Origin of the sequence: Methylopila jiangsuensis, assembly GCF_027922305.1 — a bacterium.
GTDB classification, from domain to species: domain Bacteria; phylum Pseudomonadota; class Alphaproteobacteria; order Rhizobiales; family Methylopilaceae; genus Methylopila; species Methylopila jiangsuensis.
Window position 1 is genome coordinate 1 of the sequence record NZ_BSFK01000006.1, and the last position, 16,600, is coordinate 16,600.

General features: G+C 66.6%; 12 protein-coding genes and 1 tRNA gene. All 13 read left to right on the forward strand.

Features of this window, described 5'->3' with window-relative positions; translation table 11 throughout:
- On the forward strand, positions 1-84 hold an 84-nt coding region (locus tag PKE85_RS06975; RefSeq protein ID WP_465252849.1), incomplete at its 5' end, for an EF-Tu C-terminal domain-related protein.
- Positions 85-601: 517 nt separating this feature from the next.
- Positions 602-678: transfer RNA gene (locus PKE85_RS06980), tRNA-Trp, on the forward strand.
- Positions 679-815: 137 nt separating this feature from the next.
- Entirely contained in the window at positions 816-1,013 is a 198-nt protein-coding gene (gene secE / locus PKE85_RS06985) for a preprotein translocase subunit SecE (protein WP_271204089.1), read from the forward strand.
- Positions 1,010-1,570: a transcription termination/antitermination protein NusG gene (nusG, locus tag PKE85_RS06990; RefSeq protein ID WP_271204090.1), complete on the forward strand. Its 561-nt coding sequence runs from the start codon at positions 1,010-1,012 to the stop codon at positions 1,568-1,570. The genes secE and nusG overlap by 4 nt, the downstream gene beginning before the upstream one ends.
- Positions 1,571-1,694: 124 nt before the next feature.
- Entirely contained in the window at positions 1,695-2,126 is a 432-nt protein-coding gene (rplK, locus tag PKE85_RS06995; RefSeq protein WP_271204091.1) for a 50S ribosomal protein L11, read from the forward strand.
- Between the two features lie 2 nt (positions 2,127-2,128).
- On the forward strand, positions 2,129-2,827 hold the full coding sequence (gene rplA, locus PKE85_RS07000; protein WP_271204092.1) for a 50S ribosomal protein L1: 699 nt from the start codon (positions 2,129-2,131) through the stop codon (positions 2,825-2,827).
- Positions 2,828-3,174: 347 nt separating this feature from the next.
- Positions 3,175-3,693 (forward strand): 50S ribosomal protein L10, encoded by a 519-nt coding sequence (gene rplJ, locus PKE85_RS07005; RefSeq protein WP_271204093.1) that lies wholly within the window; start codon positions 3,175-3,177, stop codon positions 3,691-3,693.
- A gap of 48 nt (positions 3,694-3,741) precedes the next feature.
- Positions 3,742-4,116: a 50S ribosomal protein L7/L12 gene (gene rplL, locus PKE85_RS07010; RefSeq protein ID WP_271204094.1), complete on the forward strand. Its 375-nt coding sequence runs from the start codon at positions 3,742-3,744 to the stop codon at positions 4,114-4,116.
- Between the two features lie 275 nt (positions 4,117-4,391).
- On the forward strand, positions 4,392-8,510 hold the full coding sequence (rpoB, locus tag PKE85_RS07015; RefSeq protein ID WP_271204095.1) for a DNA-directed RNA polymerase subunit beta: 4,119 nt from the start codon (positions 4,392-4,394) through the stop codon (positions 8,508-8,510).
- Positions 8,511-8,638: 128 nt separating this feature from the next.
- Entirely contained in the window at positions 8,639-12,835 is a 4,197-nt protein-coding gene (gene rpoC, locus PKE85_RS07020; RefSeq protein WP_271204096.1) for a DNA-directed RNA polymerase subunit beta', read from the forward strand.
- Between the two features lie 679 nt (positions 12,836-13,514).
- Positions 13,515-13,886: a 30S ribosomal protein S12 gene (rpsL, locus tag PKE85_RS07025; RefSeq protein WP_020185797.1), complete on the forward strand. Its 372-nt coding sequence runs from the start codon at positions 13,515-13,517 to the stop codon at positions 13,884-13,886.
- 11 nt (positions 13,887-13,897) lie between these two features.
- Complete coding sequence (rpsG, locus tag PKE85_RS07030) at positions 13,898-14,368, forward strand: 30S ribosomal protein S7 (RefSeq protein WP_271204097.1); 471 nt, start codon at positions 13,898-13,900, stop codon at positions 14,366-14,368.
- A gap of 28 nt (positions 14,369-14,396) precedes the next feature.
- Complete coding sequence (gene fusA, locus PKE85_RS07035) at positions 14,397-16,472, forward strand: elongation factor G (protein WP_271204098.1); 2,076 nt, start codon at positions 14,397-14,399, stop codon at positions 16,470-16,472.
- The last annotated feature ends 128 nt before the right edge of the window (positions 16,473-16,600 follow it).

A 16,600-nucleotide genomic window follows, 5' to 3' on the forward strand; every position in this document is an offset into this window, starting at 1 on the left:
GCGATGGAGGAGAAGCTGCGCTTCGCCATCCGCGAAGGCGGCCGCACCGTCGGCGCCGGCGTCGTCGCCTCCATCATCGAGTGATCTTCGGCCCTTCGGCCGAACTCACCCTGGACTGAAGAGCCCGGCGTCTCGCGACGCCGGGCTCTTCGCGTTGGAAGGCGCGGCGACGCGCGCCCGATCGTCGCCTGTCTCGCGCCGGCGCAGGGGATAACCGGCAAGCCCCCCTGTCCGGGGCGTGGGCAAGCCGGCGATCGTCGAAGGAAATGGGGCGTCGATCCATCCAGCGCGCCCGGCGCGAGGCCGAACGTTCAACACACGGAGACGACCGCGCACGGGCAGTCCGCGCGCTCCGACCCGCAGCGCTGGAGCGCGCGGACGACGCCGCCCGGTCGCCCCGGCTCTCGCGGCGACGCGTTCGGTCTCGCAGGTCGGGCCGAGCCGTCCTATCCGTCGTCGCGCGCGGAGAACGAGCGGCCCGGCGCCGCGCTCCGGCGGGCGCGGCCCTTTGGCCGATAGATGTTACAAAGGGCTTTACAGCGCTCCGCCGTCCGACTAGACAGCACGCCTGCTCTGGTCCGATGTGGAGTCCCGGGCGTCTAGGAGTGTAGCTCAACTGGTCAGAGCACCGGTCTCCAAAACCGGGGGTTGGGGGTTCGAGTCCCTCCACTCCTGCCATCAGGGCAGGGCGGTCGTGGGCTTATCGAGCGCCGCGACCAGGACATTCGGGGCGTCTCGTGCGTCCTGCGGCGACGACAGCGATCAGGGGCGCAGGCTTTGCGGGCCGGCGTCCCTTTTGGACGTGATGCGAGGCGATGGCTAAGACCAATCCGATCGAATTCCTGCAGGAGGTGGGCGCCGAGACCGCGAAGGTGGTGTGGCCGACCCGCCGCGAGACGGCGATCACCACGATCATGGTCTTCGTGTTCGTGTTCCTCGCCTGCGTGTTCTTCTTTCTGGCGGACATGATCCTGCGCACGGCCGTGACGATGATTCTGGGATTTGGCCAATGAGCGTCGCAGGGCAGGCGGCGGGCGGCCGGCGCAAGCGCTGGTACATCGTCCACGCCTATTCGAACTTCGAGAAGAAGGTCGCGGAGTCGATCCGCGAGAAGGCGGAGCAGACCGGTCTGTCGGATCTGTTCGAAGAGATTCTGGTGCCGACCGAAAAGGTCGTCGAGGTGCGCCGCGGCCGCAAGGTCGACGCCGAGCGCAAGTTCTTCCCCGGCTACGTGCTGGTGAAGATGGACCTGACGGATCAGGCCTACCACCTGATCCGCAACACGCCGAAGGTCACCGGCTTCCTGGGCGCGGACAACAAGCCGTCGCCGATCTCCGACGCCGAGGCGGAACGCATCCGCCAGCAGGTGCAGGAGGGCGTGGAGCGTCCGAAGCCATCGGTGTCGTTCGAGGTCGGCGAGAACGTCCGGGTGTCGGACGGGCCGTTCGCCTCGTTCTCGGGCGTGGTGCAGGACGTGGACGAGGCGCGGGCGCGCCTCAAGATCGACGTCTCGATCTTCGGTCGCGCGACGACCGTCGATCTCGAATACGGACAGGTCGAAAAGGTCTGATCCGTTCCCCGGCCGTGGGAGGACGGGCGCAAGGGCTTCGCCGCCTCGCGTCTGCGTCCGCACCACGGCGTCACATGGCGCAAGGCGGCCTGACCGCCGTCGCGCGCCTTGAGGAGAAAGCCACATGGCGAAGAAGATTACGGGCTACATCAAGCTTCAGGTGCCTGCGGGCTCCGCCAACCCGTCGCCGCCGATCGGCCCGGCGCTGGGTCAGCGCGGCCTGAACATCATGGAGTTCTGCAAGGCGTTCAACGCGCAGACCGGCCAGCTCGAGAAGGGCATGCCGATTCCGGTGGTGATCACGGCCTATGCGGACCGCTCCTTCACCTTCGTGATGAAGTCGCCGCCGGTCAGCTACTTCCTGAAGCAGGCGGCGGGCGTCAAGTCGGGCTCCAAGACCACGGGCAAGGCCGCCCCGGTCGGCAAGGTGACCCAGGCCCAGCTCCGCGAGATCGCGGAGAAGAAGATGGCCGACCTGAACTGCGACAGCGTCGATTCGGCGGTGGCGATGATCGCGGGCTCGGCCCGTTCCATGGGCCTGGCGGTGGAGGGCTGATCATGGCGAAGCTTGCAAAGCGCGTCGCGAAGTCCCGCGAGGGCGTCGATCGCGAGAAGCTGTACGCGATCGACGAGGCCATCAAGCTCGTCAAGGAGCGCGCCACGGCCAAGTTCGACGAGACCATCGAGGTCTCCATCAATCTCGGCGTCGACCCGCGCCATGCGGACCAGATGGTCCGCGGCGTGTGCCAGCTGCCGAACGGCTCCGGCCGCACCGTGCGCGTGGGCGTGTTCGCCCGCGGCCCGAAGGCGGAGGAGGCCAAGGCCGCCGGCGCCGACATCGTGGGCGCGGAAGACCTGCTGGAGATCGTCCAGGGCGGCACGATCGAGTTCGATCGCTGCATCGCGACCCCGGACATGATGCCGCTGGTCGGCCGTCTCGGTAAGGTGCTCGGCCCGCGCGGCCTGATGCCGAACCCGAAGGTCGGCACGGTGACCATGGACGTCGCCGGCGCGGTGAAGGCCGCCAAGGGCGGCGCGGTGGAGTTCCGCGTCGAGAAGGCCGGCATCATCCACGGCGGCGTGGGCAAGGCCTCGTTCGACGAGACCAAGCTGGTGGAGAACATCAAGGCGTTCACCGACGCCGTGGTGAAGGCCAAGCCGACCGGCGCCAAGGGCCAGTACGTGCAGAAGATCGCGGTCTCGTCGACGATGGGCCCGGGCGTGCACGTGGAGCCGGGCTCCGTTCTCGGCGCCTGAGCCGAAACGTTTGACGAATTCGTCCGGGGCGTTCGCGTCCCGGACGTGATGGCGGACTGGGCTTCGGCCCGCTCCGCCGACCTGTCCGAGAAAGCAGGCGCGCCTCCACGGGGAGACCGCTTAAGCCCGGAGCACCGGGACCTGCCGAGACGGGGACGACCGGATTTTCGGCCCGCGCGAGCGGCCCGTCCGTCTGGTTCGAACCATCGCCGCGTCGCTCCTTGCGCCGCGCGCGGACAGGGCTTGAGCCGCCGTTTTCGTAAGCCGCCGCAAGGCGGGGCGCGAAGCGGCAGTAGCAACCCGGCGATCCTCAGCCCTCGGGCCGGATCGTCAACCGGAGAGAGCACGTGGACCGCGCAGAAAAGCGTGAAGCGGTTGCGGCGCTGAACTCGGTGTTTTCGGACTCCGGGGCCATCGTCGTCGCTCACTATTCGGGCCTGACCGTCGCTCAGCTGCAGACGCTTCGTCGGCAGATGCGCGAGGCGGGCGCGAGCGTGAAGGTCGCGAAGAACCGGCTGGCCAAAATCGCTCTCGAAGGCACGGACGTCGCCCACATCGGGACCCTGCTCACGGGTCCCACGATCCTCGCCTACAGCGCGGATCCGGTGGCGGCGCCCAAGGTCGCGGTCGAGTTCGCCAAGGGGCACGACAAGTTCGTGATCCTCGGCGGCGCCATGGGCGCGACCTCCCTGAACCCCGATGGCGTGAAGGCTCTTGCCACCATGCCGTCGCTGGACGAACTGCGCGCCAAGCTCGTCGGCCTCATCCAGGCCCCGGCGACCAAGATCGCGCAGCTCTCGACCGCGCCCGCAGCCAAGCTGGCGCGCGTGTTCGGGGCTTACGCCAAGCGAGACGAGGCGGCGTGACGCCGTTCTTCATTCCCAAAACTGGTTCGAACTCAAGGACGTAAAACAATGACGGATCTGACGAAGATCGTCGACGAACTGTCCAACCTGACGGTTCTCGAGGCTGCCGAGCTCGCCAAGCTGCTCGAAGAGAAGTGGGGCGTCTCCGCCGCCGCCGCCGTGGCTGTCGCTCCGGCGCAGAACGGTGGCCCGGCCGCCGTAGTGGAAGAGCAGACCGAGTTCACGGTCGTGCTCGCCGCCGCCGGCGAAAAGAAGATCGAGGTCATCAAGGAGGTCCGCGCGATCACCGGCCTCGGCCTCAAGGAAGCCAAGGACCTGGTCGAAGGCGCGCCGAAGCCCGTCAAGGAAGGCGTGTCCAAGGACGAGGCCGAGAAGCTCAAGGCCCAGCTCGAGAAGGCTGGCGCCAAGGTCGAGCTCAAGTGATCTCGCGCGGGCCTTCGCGCCCGCGCCGGATTCCAGGCGGGGAGGGGCGTTCCCTCCTCGCGTGACCACCATGAGCCGCGGGGGACGGCGCCGGAAGGCGTCGGCTTCTCCCGCGGCTTGAACGCCTTCCGGCCTGTGTGTTCCGCAGCCGGCGGGCGGAGATGCAAAGCGGGTTCGGGACGACCGAACGGACCCGCCGCGCCTGATCCAAGGCCCGACCTTTCGGGCGCGAGGCCTTGGATCAGGCGCGCCTCTCGGCAGGATTGAGGAAGACGATGGCTCATACGATCACCGGCCGCAAGCGTGTCCGCAAGTTCTTCGGCAAGATCCGTGAAGTCACGGAGATGCCGAACCTGATCGAAGTCCAGAAGGCGTCCTACGACCAGTTCCTTCTGTTCGACGGCAAGGACGCTCGGCCGGACGAAGGCCTGCAGACGGTGTTCAAGTCGGTGTTTCCGATCTCCGACTTCTCCAACACCTCGATGCTGGAGTTCGTCTCCTACGAGTTCGAGCAGCCGAAGTACGACGTGGACGAGTGCCGCCAGCGCGGCATGACCTTCGCCGCGCCGCTGAAGGTGACGCTGCGCCTGATCGTGTTCGACGTGGACGAGGAGACCGGCGCCAAGTCCGTCAAGGACATCAAGGAGCAGGACGTCTACATGGGCGACATGCCGCTCATGACGGACAACGGCACCTTCATCGTCAACGGCACCGAGCGCGTCATCGTCTCCCAGATGCACCGCTCGCCGGGCGTGTTCTTCGACCACGACAAGGGCAAGACGCATTCGTCGGGCAAGCTGCTGTTCGCGGCGCGCATCATCCCCTACCGCGGCTCCTGGCTCGACATCGAGTTCGACGCCAAGGACATCGTCCACGCCCGCATCGACCGTCGCCGCAAGATCCCGGTGACGTCGCTGATGTTCGCGCTCGGCATGGACGGCGAGACCATCCTCGACACCTTCTACAACAAGGTCACGTTCACCCGTGACGGCGACGCCTGGCGCACGCCGTTCGACGGCGCGCGCCTCAAGGGCCTGAACGCGGCCGTGGACCTGATCGACGCCGACTCCGGCGAAGTGGTGCTGGAGGCGGGCCGCAAGCTCACCGTGCGCCAGGCGCGCCTGATCTCCGAGAAGGGCGTCAAGGACCTGCGCATCTCCAACGAGGAACTGGTCGGCCAGTATGTGGGCGAGGATCTCGTCAACACGGAGACCGGCGAGATCTGGGCCGAGGCCGGCGACGAGATCACCCCGAAGCTGCTGGAGACGCTAATCGACGTCGGCGTGACCGAGCTCAACCTGCTGGACATCGACCACGTCAACGTCGGCGGTTACATCCGCAACACGCTGGCGGTGGACAAGAACGCCGCCCGCGAGGAGGCGCTGTTCGACATCTATCGCGTCATGCGCCCGGGCGAGCCGCCCACCCTCGACACCGCCGAGGCGATGTTCCAGTCGCTGTTCTTCGACTCCGAGCGCTACGACCTGTCCGCGGTTGGCCGCGTGAAGATGAACATGCGCCTCGACCTCGACGCGCCGGACACCCATCGCACCCTGCGCAAGGCCGACATCCTCGCCGTCATCAAGACGCTGGTGGACCTGCGCGACGGCCGCGGCGAGATCGACGACATCGACCATCTCGGCAACCGCCGCGTGCGTTCGGTCGGCGAGCTGATGGAGAACCAGTACCGCGTCGGCCTGCTCCGCATGGAGCGCGCCATCAAGGAGCGCATGTCGTCGGTCGAGATCGACACCGTCATGCCGCAGGACCTGATCAACGCGAAGCCCGCGGCCGCGGCCGTGCGCGAGTTCTTCGGCTCGTCGCAGCTGTCGCAGTTCATGGACCAGACCAACCCGCTGTCCGAGATCACCCACAAGCGCCGTCTCTCGGCGCTCGGGCCGGGCGGTCTGACCCGCGAGCGCGCCGGCTTCGAGGTGCGCGACGTGCACCCGACCCACTACGGCCGCATCTGCCCGATCGAGACGCCGGAAGGCCCGAACATCGGCCTGATCAACTCGCTAGCCACCTTCGCGCGGGTGAACAAGTACGGCTTCATCGAGGCCCCGTACCGCAAGGTGCGCGACGGTCAGGTCACCGACGAGGTGCACTACCTCTCGGCGGTGGAGGAGTCCAAGCACCACGTGGCGCAGGCCAACGCCCAGCTCGACGCCTCGGGCAAGTTCGCGGACGACCTGATCGTCTGCCGTCACATGGGCGAAGTGGTGTTCGTGCCGATCGAGCGCGTCGACTACATGGACGTGTCGCCGAAGCAGCTCGTGTCGGTGGCCGCGGCGCTCATTCCGTTCCTCGAGAACGACGACGCCAACCGCGCGCTCATGGGCTCGAACATGCAGCGCCAGGCCGTGCCGCTGGTCAAGGCGGACGCGCCCTTCGTGGGCACGGGCATGGAGGCCGTGGTCGCCCGCGACAGCGGCGCCGCCATCGCCGCCCGCCGCGCCGGCGTGATCGACCAGGTGGACGCCACCCGCATCGTCATCCGCGCGACGGAGGAGGCCGACGCCTCGAAGCCCGGCGTCGACATCTACCGGCTGATGAAGTTCCAGCGCTCCAACCAGTCCACCTGCATCACGCAGAAGCCGCTGGTGCGCGTGGGCGACATGGTGAAGAAGGGCGAGATCATCGCCGACGGCCCGTCCACGGAGCTGGGCGAGCTGGCGCTCGGCCGCAACGTGCTCGTCGCCTTCATGCCGTGGAACGGCTACAACTTCGAGGACTCGATCCTTCTCTCCGAGAAGATCGTCTCCGACGACGTGTTCACCTCGATCCACATCGAGGAGTTCGAGGTCGCGGCCCGCGACACCAAGCTCGGGCCGGAGGAGATCACGCGCGACATTCCGAACGTGTCGGAAGAGGCGCTGAAGAACCTCGACGAAGCCGGCATCGTCTACATCGGCGCTGAAGTGCAGGCGGGCGACATTCTCGTCGGCAAGATCACGCCGAAGGGCGAGAGCCCGATGACGCCGGAGGAGAAGCTGCTCCGCGCCATCTTCGGCGAGAAGGCCTCCGACGTGCGCGACACCTCGCTGCGGGTGCCGCCCGGCGTCACGGGCACCATCGTCGAGGTGCGCGTGTTCAACCGCCACGGCGTGGACAAGGATGAGCGCGCCCAGGCGATCGAGCGCGAGGAGATCGAGCGGCTCGCCAAGGACCGCGACGACGAGCTCGCGATCCTCGACCGCAACACCTACGCCCGCCTCGCCGACATGCTGGTGGGCAAGACGGTCATCTCCGGCCCGAAGGCCATCAAGAAGGACGCGGAGCTGACCCGCGAGAGCCTCGTCGAGGCGCCGCGCTCCCACTGGTGGCAGATCGCCGTCTCGGACGACAAGCTGATGTCCGAACTGGAGGCCATGCGCGCCCAGTACGACGAGCAGAAGAAGCGGCTCGAGCAGCGCTTCCTCGACAAGGTCGAGAAGCTGCAGCGCGGCGATGAGATGCCCCCCGGCGTGATGAAGATGGTCAAGGTCTTCATCGCGGTGAAGCGCAAGATCCAGCCGGGCGACAAGATGGCCGGCCGGCACGGCAACAAGGGCGTCGTGTCGCGGATCGTGCCGGTGGAGGACATGCCGTTCCTCGCGGACGGCACCCACGCCGACATCGTGCTGAACCCGCTCGGCGTGCCGAGCCGCATGAACGTCGGCCAGATCCTCGAGACGCATCTCGGCTGGGCCTGCGCGGGCCTCGGACGCAAGATCGGCGAGGCCATCGACGCCTACAGGGCGGGCGCGGGGCTTGAAAACCTCAAGTCCACGCTCGATGTGGTCTATGGCGACGATCCAAAGGTGAAGGAGCTCGACGACAAGGAGCTCGTCGAGATGTCCGAGAACCTCCGTCGCGGCGTGCCCATCGCCACGCCGGTGTTCGACGGCGCCAAGGAGGCCGACATCGAGCGCATGCTGGAGCTCGCGGGCGTCAACACGAGCGGACAGGTGACGCTCTATGACGGCCGCACCGGCGACACGTTCGACCGTCAGGTCACCGTCGGCTACATCTACATGCTGAAGCTGCACCATCTGGTGGACGACAAGATCCACGCCCGTTCGATCGGCCCGTACTCGCTGGTCACCCAGCAGCCGCTCGGCGGCAAGGCGCAGTTCGGCGGCCAGCGCTTCGGCGAGATGGAGGTGTGGGCGCTCGAGGCGTACGGCGCGGCCTACACGCTGCAGGAGATGCTGACGGTGAAGTCCGACGACGTGGCGGGCCGCACCAAGGTCTACGAGTCGATCGTCCGCGGCGACGACGCCTTCGAGGCCGGCATCCCGGAGAGCTTCAACGTGCTCGTGAAGGAAATGCGCTCGCTCGGCCTCAACGTCGACCTGCACACCTCGAAGCGGGCCGCAGGCGAGCTTCCCCCCGCCGACGCGGCGGAGTGACGGGCTCCCGTTCGGGAGAACCGTTGGGCGGACGGGCCTCAGGGCCCGCCCGCCGCTGACCAGGGATTTTGAGCGAACCCGGCGGCGCTTGGCGGCGGCCCCCGGTTGGTTCGCGGAAGGAGACGGCGATGAACCAGGAAGTGATGAATCTCTTCAACACGCAGGTTCCGGCCCAGACGTTCGACCAGATCCGCATCTCGATCGCGAGCCCCGAGAAGATCCTGTCGTGGTCGTTCGGCGAGATCAAGAAGCCCGAGACCATCAACTACCGCACGTTCAAGCCCGAGCGTGACGGTCTGTTCTGCGCGCGCATCTTCGGTCCGATCAAGGACTACGAGTGCCTGTGCGGCAAGTACAAGCGGATGAAGTACAAGGGCGTCATCTGCGAGAAGTGCGGCGTCGAGGTCACGCTGTCGCGCGTGCGCCGCGAGCGCATGGGCCACATCGAGCTCGCCGCTCCGGTCGCCCACATCTGGTTCCTGAAGTCGCTGCCGTCCCGCATCGGCCTCCTCATGGACATGACCCTCAAGGACCTTGAGGCGATCCTGTACTTCGAGAAGTACGTGGTGCTGGAGACGGGCCTGACCCCGCTCAAGGACCGCCAGCTCCTCACCGAGGAGGAGTATCTCCACGCCCAGGACGAGTATGGCGAGGACGCCTTCACCGCGCAGATCGGCGCGGAGGCGATCCAGTCCATGCTGCGCGCGCTCGACCTCGAGAAGATGGCCGCCGACATCCGCGTCGAGATCGCGGAGTCCACCACCGAGCTGAAGCCCAAGAAGCTCGCCAAGCGCCTGAAGATCGTCGAGGCCTTCATCGAGTCCGGCAACAAGCCCGACTGGATGATCATGACCGTCGTGCCGGTGATCCCGCCGGACCTGCGTCCGCTGGTGCCGCTGGACGGCGGCCGCTTCGCGACGTCTGACCTGAACGACCTCTACCGCCGCGTCATCAACCGCAACAACCGTCTGAAGCGGCTGATCGAACTGCGCGCGCCGGACATCATCATCCGCAACGAGAAGCGCATGCTTCAGGAGGCGGTGGACGCGCTGTTCGACAACGGCCGTCGCGGCCGCGTCATCACGGGCGTGAACAAGCGTCCGCTGAAGTCGCTCTCCGACATGCTGAAGGGCAAGCAGGGCCGCTTCCGCCAGAACCTGCTCGGCAAGCGCGTCGACTATTCCGGCCGCTCGGTCATCGTGGTCGGCCCCGAGCTCAAGCTGCACCAGTGCGGCCTGCCGAAGAAGATGGCGCTGGAGCTGTTCAAGCCGTTCATCTATTCGCGCCTCGACGCCAAGGGCCTCTCCGCCACCGTGAAGCAGGCGAAGAAGCTGGTGGAGAAGGAGAAGCCGGAGGTCTGGGACATCCTGGACGAGGTGATCCGCGAACATCCGGTGATGCTGAACCGAGCCCCGACGCTGCACCGCCTCGGCATCCAGGCGTTCGAGCCGGTGCTGATCGAGGGCAAGGCGATCCAGCTTCACCCGCTGGTCTGCGCCGCGTTCAACGCCGACTTCGACGGCGACCAGATGGCCGTGCACGTTCCGCTGTCGCTTGAGGCGCAGCTGGAAGCGCGCGTGCTCATGATGTCCACCAACAACATCCTGCACCCGGCCAACGGCGCGCCGATCATCGTGCCGTCCCAGGACATCGTGCTCGGCCTCTACTACCTGACGCTGATGCGCGACAAGGAGCCGGGCGAGGGCATGGCCTTCGCCAACATGGGCGAGCTCGAGCACGCGCTGTTCACGAAGTCGGTGACGCTGCACACCAAGATCAAGAGCCGCTACGTTTCGGTCGACGAGAACGGCGATCCCGTCTCCAAGATCTTCGAGACCACGCCCGGCCGCATGATGCTTGGCCAGCTCCTGCCCAAGACTCCGAAGCTGACCTTCGACGTCGTCAACAAGCTGATGACGAAGAAGGAAATCTCGAACATGATCGACACCGTCTACCGCAACTGCGGTCAGAAGGACACGGTCATCTTCTGCGACCGCATCATGTCGCTCGGCTTCCACAACGCGTTCAAGGCCGGCATCTCGTTCGGCAAGGACGACATGGTGGTGCCGGAGACCAAGACCAAGATCGTCGACGACACCCGCACGCTCGCCAAGGAATACGAGCAGCAGTACCAGGACGGCCTGATCACCCAGGGCGAGAAGTACAACAAGGTCGTCGACGCCTGGGCCAAGTGCACGGACAAGATCGCCGAGGAGATGATGGCGCGCATTTCGGCCGTCCAGGTGGACGCCGAGACCGGCCGCACCAAGCAGATCAACTCGATCTACATGATGAGCCACTCGGGCGCCCGCGGCTCGCCGGCGCAGATGAAGCAGCTCGCCGGCATGCGCGGCCTCATGGCCAAGCCGTCGGGCGAGATCATCGAGAGCCCGATCATCTCGAACTTCAAGGAAGGCCTGTCGGTGCTCGAGTACTTCAACTCGACGCACGGCGCCCGTAAGGGCCTCGCCGACACCGCTCTGAAGACCGCGAACTCGGGCTACCTGACCCGCCGTCTCGTCGACGTGGCGCAGGACTGCATCATCACCGAGGACGATTGCGGCTCGGAGGCGGGCATCCGCGTCCGCGCGGTGATCGACGCCGGCCAGATCGTGGCGACGCTCGGCCAGCGCATCCTGGGCCGCACCGCGGCCGAGGATGTGCTGAACCCGGCGACGGGCGAGCTGATCGTGCCGAAGAACACGCTGTTCGCCGAGAAGCACGTCGAGCAGGTGATGGCGGCGGGCGTGCAGGAGATCCGGATCCGTTCGGTGCTCACCTGCGAGACCAAGGTCGGCGTCTGCGTGGCCTGCTACGGCCGCGATCTGGCGCGCGGCACCCCGGTCAACCACGGCGAGGCGGTCGGCGTCATCGCGGCGCAGTCCATCGGCGAGCCGGGCACCCAGCTCACCATGCGCACGTTCCACATCGGCGGCACGGCGCAGCTGGCGGACTCGTCCTTCCTCGAAAGCTCGTTCGAGGGCACGGTCAAGCTGCGCAACCGCAACGCGGCCCGCAACTCCGACGGCGACCTGATCGTGATGGGCCGCAACGTGGCGGTGGTCATCGTCGACGCCGACGGGACGACCGAGCGCGCCACCCATCGTCTGCAGTACGGCTCCAAGCTGAAGGTGGACGACGGCGACAAGATCAAGCGCGGCCAGCGCATCGCGGAGTGGGACCCCTACACCCGTCCGATCCTCACCGAGGTGGACGGCAAGGTCGCCTTCGAGGATCTGGTGGAAGGCGCCTCCGTCAAGGAGACGTCGGACGAGGCCACGGGCATCACCAAGCGCGTGGTCACCGACTGGCGCACCTCGACCCGCAACGCCGACCTCAAGCCGGCGGTCACCATCTTCGGTTCGGACGGCAAGATCGCCCGTCCGGCCAAGGGCGGCGAGGCGCGCTACCTGCTGGCGGCGGACGCGATCCTGTCGGTCTCGCCCGGCTCCGAGGTGCGCGCCGGCGACGTGCTGGCCCGCATCCCGACCGAAAGCGCCAAGACCCGCGACATCACGGGCGGTCTGCCGCGCGTGGCGGAGCTGTTCGAGGCGCGACGTCCGAAGGACGCGGCGATCATCGCCGAGGTCTCCGGCACGGTGCAGTTCGGCAAGGACTACAAGAACAAGCGTCGCCTCTCGCTCATTCCGGGCGACGGCGGCGAGCCGGTCGAGTACCTGATCCCCAAGGGCAAGCACATCCACCTGCAGGATGGCGACGTGGTGGAGCAGGGCGACTACATCGTCGACGGCAACCCGGCGCCGCACGACATCCTGGCGATCAAGGGCGTGGAGGAGCTCGCGGCTTACCTCGTCAACGAGATCCAGGAGGTCTACCGGCTTCAGGGCGTGACCATCAACGACAAGCACATCGAGGTGATCGTCCGCCAGATGCTGCAGAAGGTGGAGATCTCGGACGCCGGCGAAACCGACCTGATCACCAACGAGCAGGTCGACAAGATGGAGTTCGAGGCCGTCAACGCGAAGGCCGAGGCCGAGGGCAAGAAGCCCGCGGTCGGCCACCCCGTGCTGCTCGGCATCACCAAGGCGTCGCTGCAGACCCGGTCCTTCATCTCGGCCGCCTCGTTCCAGGAGACGACTCGCGTCCTCACCGAAGCCGCGGTCAACGGCAAGGTGGACGATCTCGAGGGCCTGAAGGAGAACGTCATCGTCGGCCGCCTGATCCCGGCGGGCACCGGCTCGGTGATGAACAAGGTGCGCGAGATCGCGACCCATCGCGACGACCTCATCCTCGCCCAGAAGGCGCAGGAATCGGGCGTCGCGTCGGACACGGCCCTGCTGCCGGCCTCCGACGCCGCGGAGTGAGGGCAGGGCGGGCGCGTTCCGCCCGCAAGCCCCGCTGTAAGCGCTATAAGGCCGCCGGAGCGATCCGGCGGCCTTAACCTTTCTGAAAGGCGGGCGTGAGCCCCGCGCGTGGCGCATGCGTGGCGCCGGCGCCGGGCGATCAAGGGTCGAGAACAAGCAGAATCGGTCGCTTTTGAAACAAAGGCCCGATTCTACTGTCCGGTCTTTGTGACGATGACCGGCTGCGCGGCGCACCTCAGCCGAGTCGTCCGCGGTTAAGACACGCCGGCCGGACGGGAATTACGACGCCGCAGCCTTTGTGACAGTCCCCGAGCGCGAGCTGAGGCGGCGAAAACAGGACGTGGGGCCTTGTTCACGCCGTCTCCGCTTGGGCCGAGGCCGCAAAAGCTGAAGCCGGTGTTGACACTCTAGGATTCGCGGGTTAGAAGCGCCCCACTCTTCGGCAGGCGGTAATTCCACGCTGTCGGTTGCGGTCCACGCGCCGACCTTTCGGAATTAGACGCTGTCGCGACCACACGGTCAGTTGCGGTTCATGACCCCGGCGCTTCGTCGTCGTTGGTCCTCTGCAGGGAGCGGCGCCCGCGCTCGGTTTTCCGAGAGCAGGCGTCATTTCGTTTTGCGCGCCTCGATGACGGGGTGCGCGGAACGCTGGTTTTAAAGGAAAGCGGTAAGGCCAACGATGCCCACCATCAGCCAGTTGATCCGCAAGCCTCGGCAGGCGCCGACGGCGCGCAACAAGGTTCCGGCGCTTCAGGCGTGCCCGCAGAAGCGCGGCGTCTGCACGCGCGTCTACACCACCACGCCGAAGAAGCCGAACTCGGCGCTTCGTAAGGTCGCCAAGGTCCGTCTGACGAATGGCTTCGAGGTCATCGGCTACATTCCGGGCGAGGGTCACAACCTCCAGGAGCACTCGGTCGTCATGATCCGCGGCGGCCGCGTGAAGGACCTTCCGGGCGTGCGCTACCACATCCTCCGCGGCGTGCTCGACACGCAGGGCGTCAAGAACCGCAAGCAGCGCCGTTCGAAGTACGGCGCCAAGCGGCCGAAGTGAGGTTCTGAACCATGTCCCGTCGTCATTCCGCCGAGCGTCGTGAAGTCCATCCCGATCCGAAGTTCGGGGACATCATCGTCACGAAGTTCATGAACACCGTCATGCGTGACGGCAAGAAGTCGACCGCCGAGACCATCGTGTACGGCGCGTTCGACTCGGTCGAATCCAAGCTGAAGCAGTCGCCGATCGCCGTGTTCCACCAGGCGCTCGACAACATCGCTCCGGCGCTCGAAGTTCGCTCCCGCCGCGTCGGCGGCGCGACCTACCAGGTTCCGGTCGAGGTCCGTCCGGAACGTCGTCAGGCGCTCGCCCTCCGCTGGCTGCTAGCTTCGGCCCGCGCCCGCAACGAGAAGACCATGGTCGACCGTCTGTCGGCCGAGCTCATCGACGCCTCGAACAATCGCGGCTCCGCGGTGAAGAAGCGCGAAGACACGCATCGTATGGCGGAAGCCAACCGCGCGTTCTCGCACTACCGCTGGTAATCGAGCAGACAGTTTAAGGACCGAGATCATGGCCCGCTCCCACGCGATCGAAGACTATCGTAACTTCGGCATCATGGCCCACATTGATGCCGGCAAGACGACGACCACCGAGCGCGTCCTGTTCTACTCCGGCAAGTCCCACAAGATCGGCGAAGTCCACGACGGCGCCGCGACCATGGACTGGATGGAGCAGGAGCAGGAGCGCGGCATCACGATCACGTCCGCTGCGACGACGACCTTCTGGAACGGCAAGCGCCTCAACATCATCGACACGCCCGGCCACGTGGACTTCACCATCGAGGTCGAGCGTTCGCTGCGCGTGCTCGACGGCGCGGTGTGCGTGCTCGACGGCAACGCCGGCGTGGAGCCGCAGACCGAGACCGTGTGGCGTCAGGCCGACAAGTACGGCGTGCCGCGCGTGGTGTTCGTCAACAAGATGGACAAGATCGGCGCCGACTTCTTCCGCTGCCTGAAGGAGATCGACACCCGCGTCGCCGGCAAGCCGGTGGCGATCCAGCTGCCGATCGGCTCCGAGAGCGCCTTCGCCGGCATCATCGACCTCGTTCGCATGAAGGCCGTGGTGTGGGAGACCGAGAACCTCGGCGCCGGCTTCCACGACGAAGAGATCCCCGCCGACCTCGCCGATCAGGCCGCCGAGTACCGCGCCCTGATGATCGAGGCCGCGGTCGAGCTCGACGACGCCGCGCTCGAGAAGTTCCTCGAGGGCGAGGAGCCGGACGAGACGACCCTCAAGTCCCTGCTGCGCAAGGCCGTGCTCACCCGCGCCTTCACGCCGGTGCTGTGCGGCTCCGCGTTCAAGAACAAGGGCGTTCAGCCGCTGCTCGACGCCGTGGTGGACTACCTGCCGTCGCCGCTCGATCGCGGCGCGGTGTCCGGCATCGACTTCAAGACCGAAGAGCCGGTGGTCCGCGAGCCGTCCGACGCCGAGCCGCTGTCGGTTCTCGCGTTCAAGATCATGGACGACCCGTTCGTCGGCACCATCACCTTCTGCCGCGTCTATTCGGGCAAGCTGGAGTCGGGCTCGACCCTGCTGAACTCGACCCGCGACAAGAAGGAGCGCGTCGGCCGCATGCTGCTCATGCATGCGAACAACCGCGAAGACATCAAGGAAGCCTACGCCGGCGACATCGTCGCGCTCGCGGGCCTCAAGGAAGTCCGCACCGGCGACACGCTGTGCGACACCCTGAAGCCGGTCATCCTTGAGCGCATGGAGTTTCCGGAGCCGGTCATCGAGATCGCCATCGAGCCGAAGACCAAGGCCGACCAGGAGAAGCTCGGCATCGCCCTGTCCAAGCTCGCGGCCGAGGATCCGTCCTTCCGCGTCTCGACCGACGCCGAGTCCGGCCAGACCATCTTGAAGGGCATGGGCGAGCTTCACCTCGACATCAAGGTCGACATCCTGAAGCGCACCTACAAGGTGGACGCCAACATCGGCGCGCCGCAGGTGGCCTATCGCGAGACCCTGACCAAGCCGGTCGACGTGGACTACACCCACAAGAAGCAGACCGGCGGCACCGGCCAGTTCGCCCGCGTGAAGTTCCGCGTGGCCCCGAACGAGGTCGGCAAGGGCTTCGAGTTCGAGTCCAAGATCGTCGGCGGCGCGGTGCCGAAGGAGTACATCCCGGGCGTCCAGAAGGGCCTCGAGTCGGTGCTGGGCTCCGGCGTGGTCGCGGGCTTCCCCGTGGTGGACGTCAAGGTCGAGCTGGTCGACGGCGCGTTCCACGAGGTGGACTCCTCGGCGCTGGCGTTCGAGATCGCGTCCCGCGCGGCGTTCCGCGAGGCCCTGCAGAAGGGCGGCGCGGTGCTGCTGGAGCCGATCATGAAGGTCGAGGTGGTGACCCCGGAAGACTACACCGGCTCCGTCATCGGCGACCTCAACTCCCGCCGTGGCCAGATCCAGGGCCAGGACATGCGCGGCAACGCGAACGTGGTGAACGCCATGGTCCCGCTCGCCAACATGTTCGGCTACATCAACACGCTGCGTTCGTTCAGCCAGGGCCGCGCGAACTACAGCATGGAATTCGACCATTACGAGCAGGTGCCGTCCAACGTCGCGCAGGAGGTTCAGGCGAAGTACGCCTGAGCCCGCAGCGACTGACGACCACCCTCACCGACACGACCTAGAGAAAAGAACGGAGCCTTCGCCATGGCCAAGGAAAAGTTCGCGCGGACGAAGCCGCACTGCAACATTGGAACGATTGGTCACGTTGA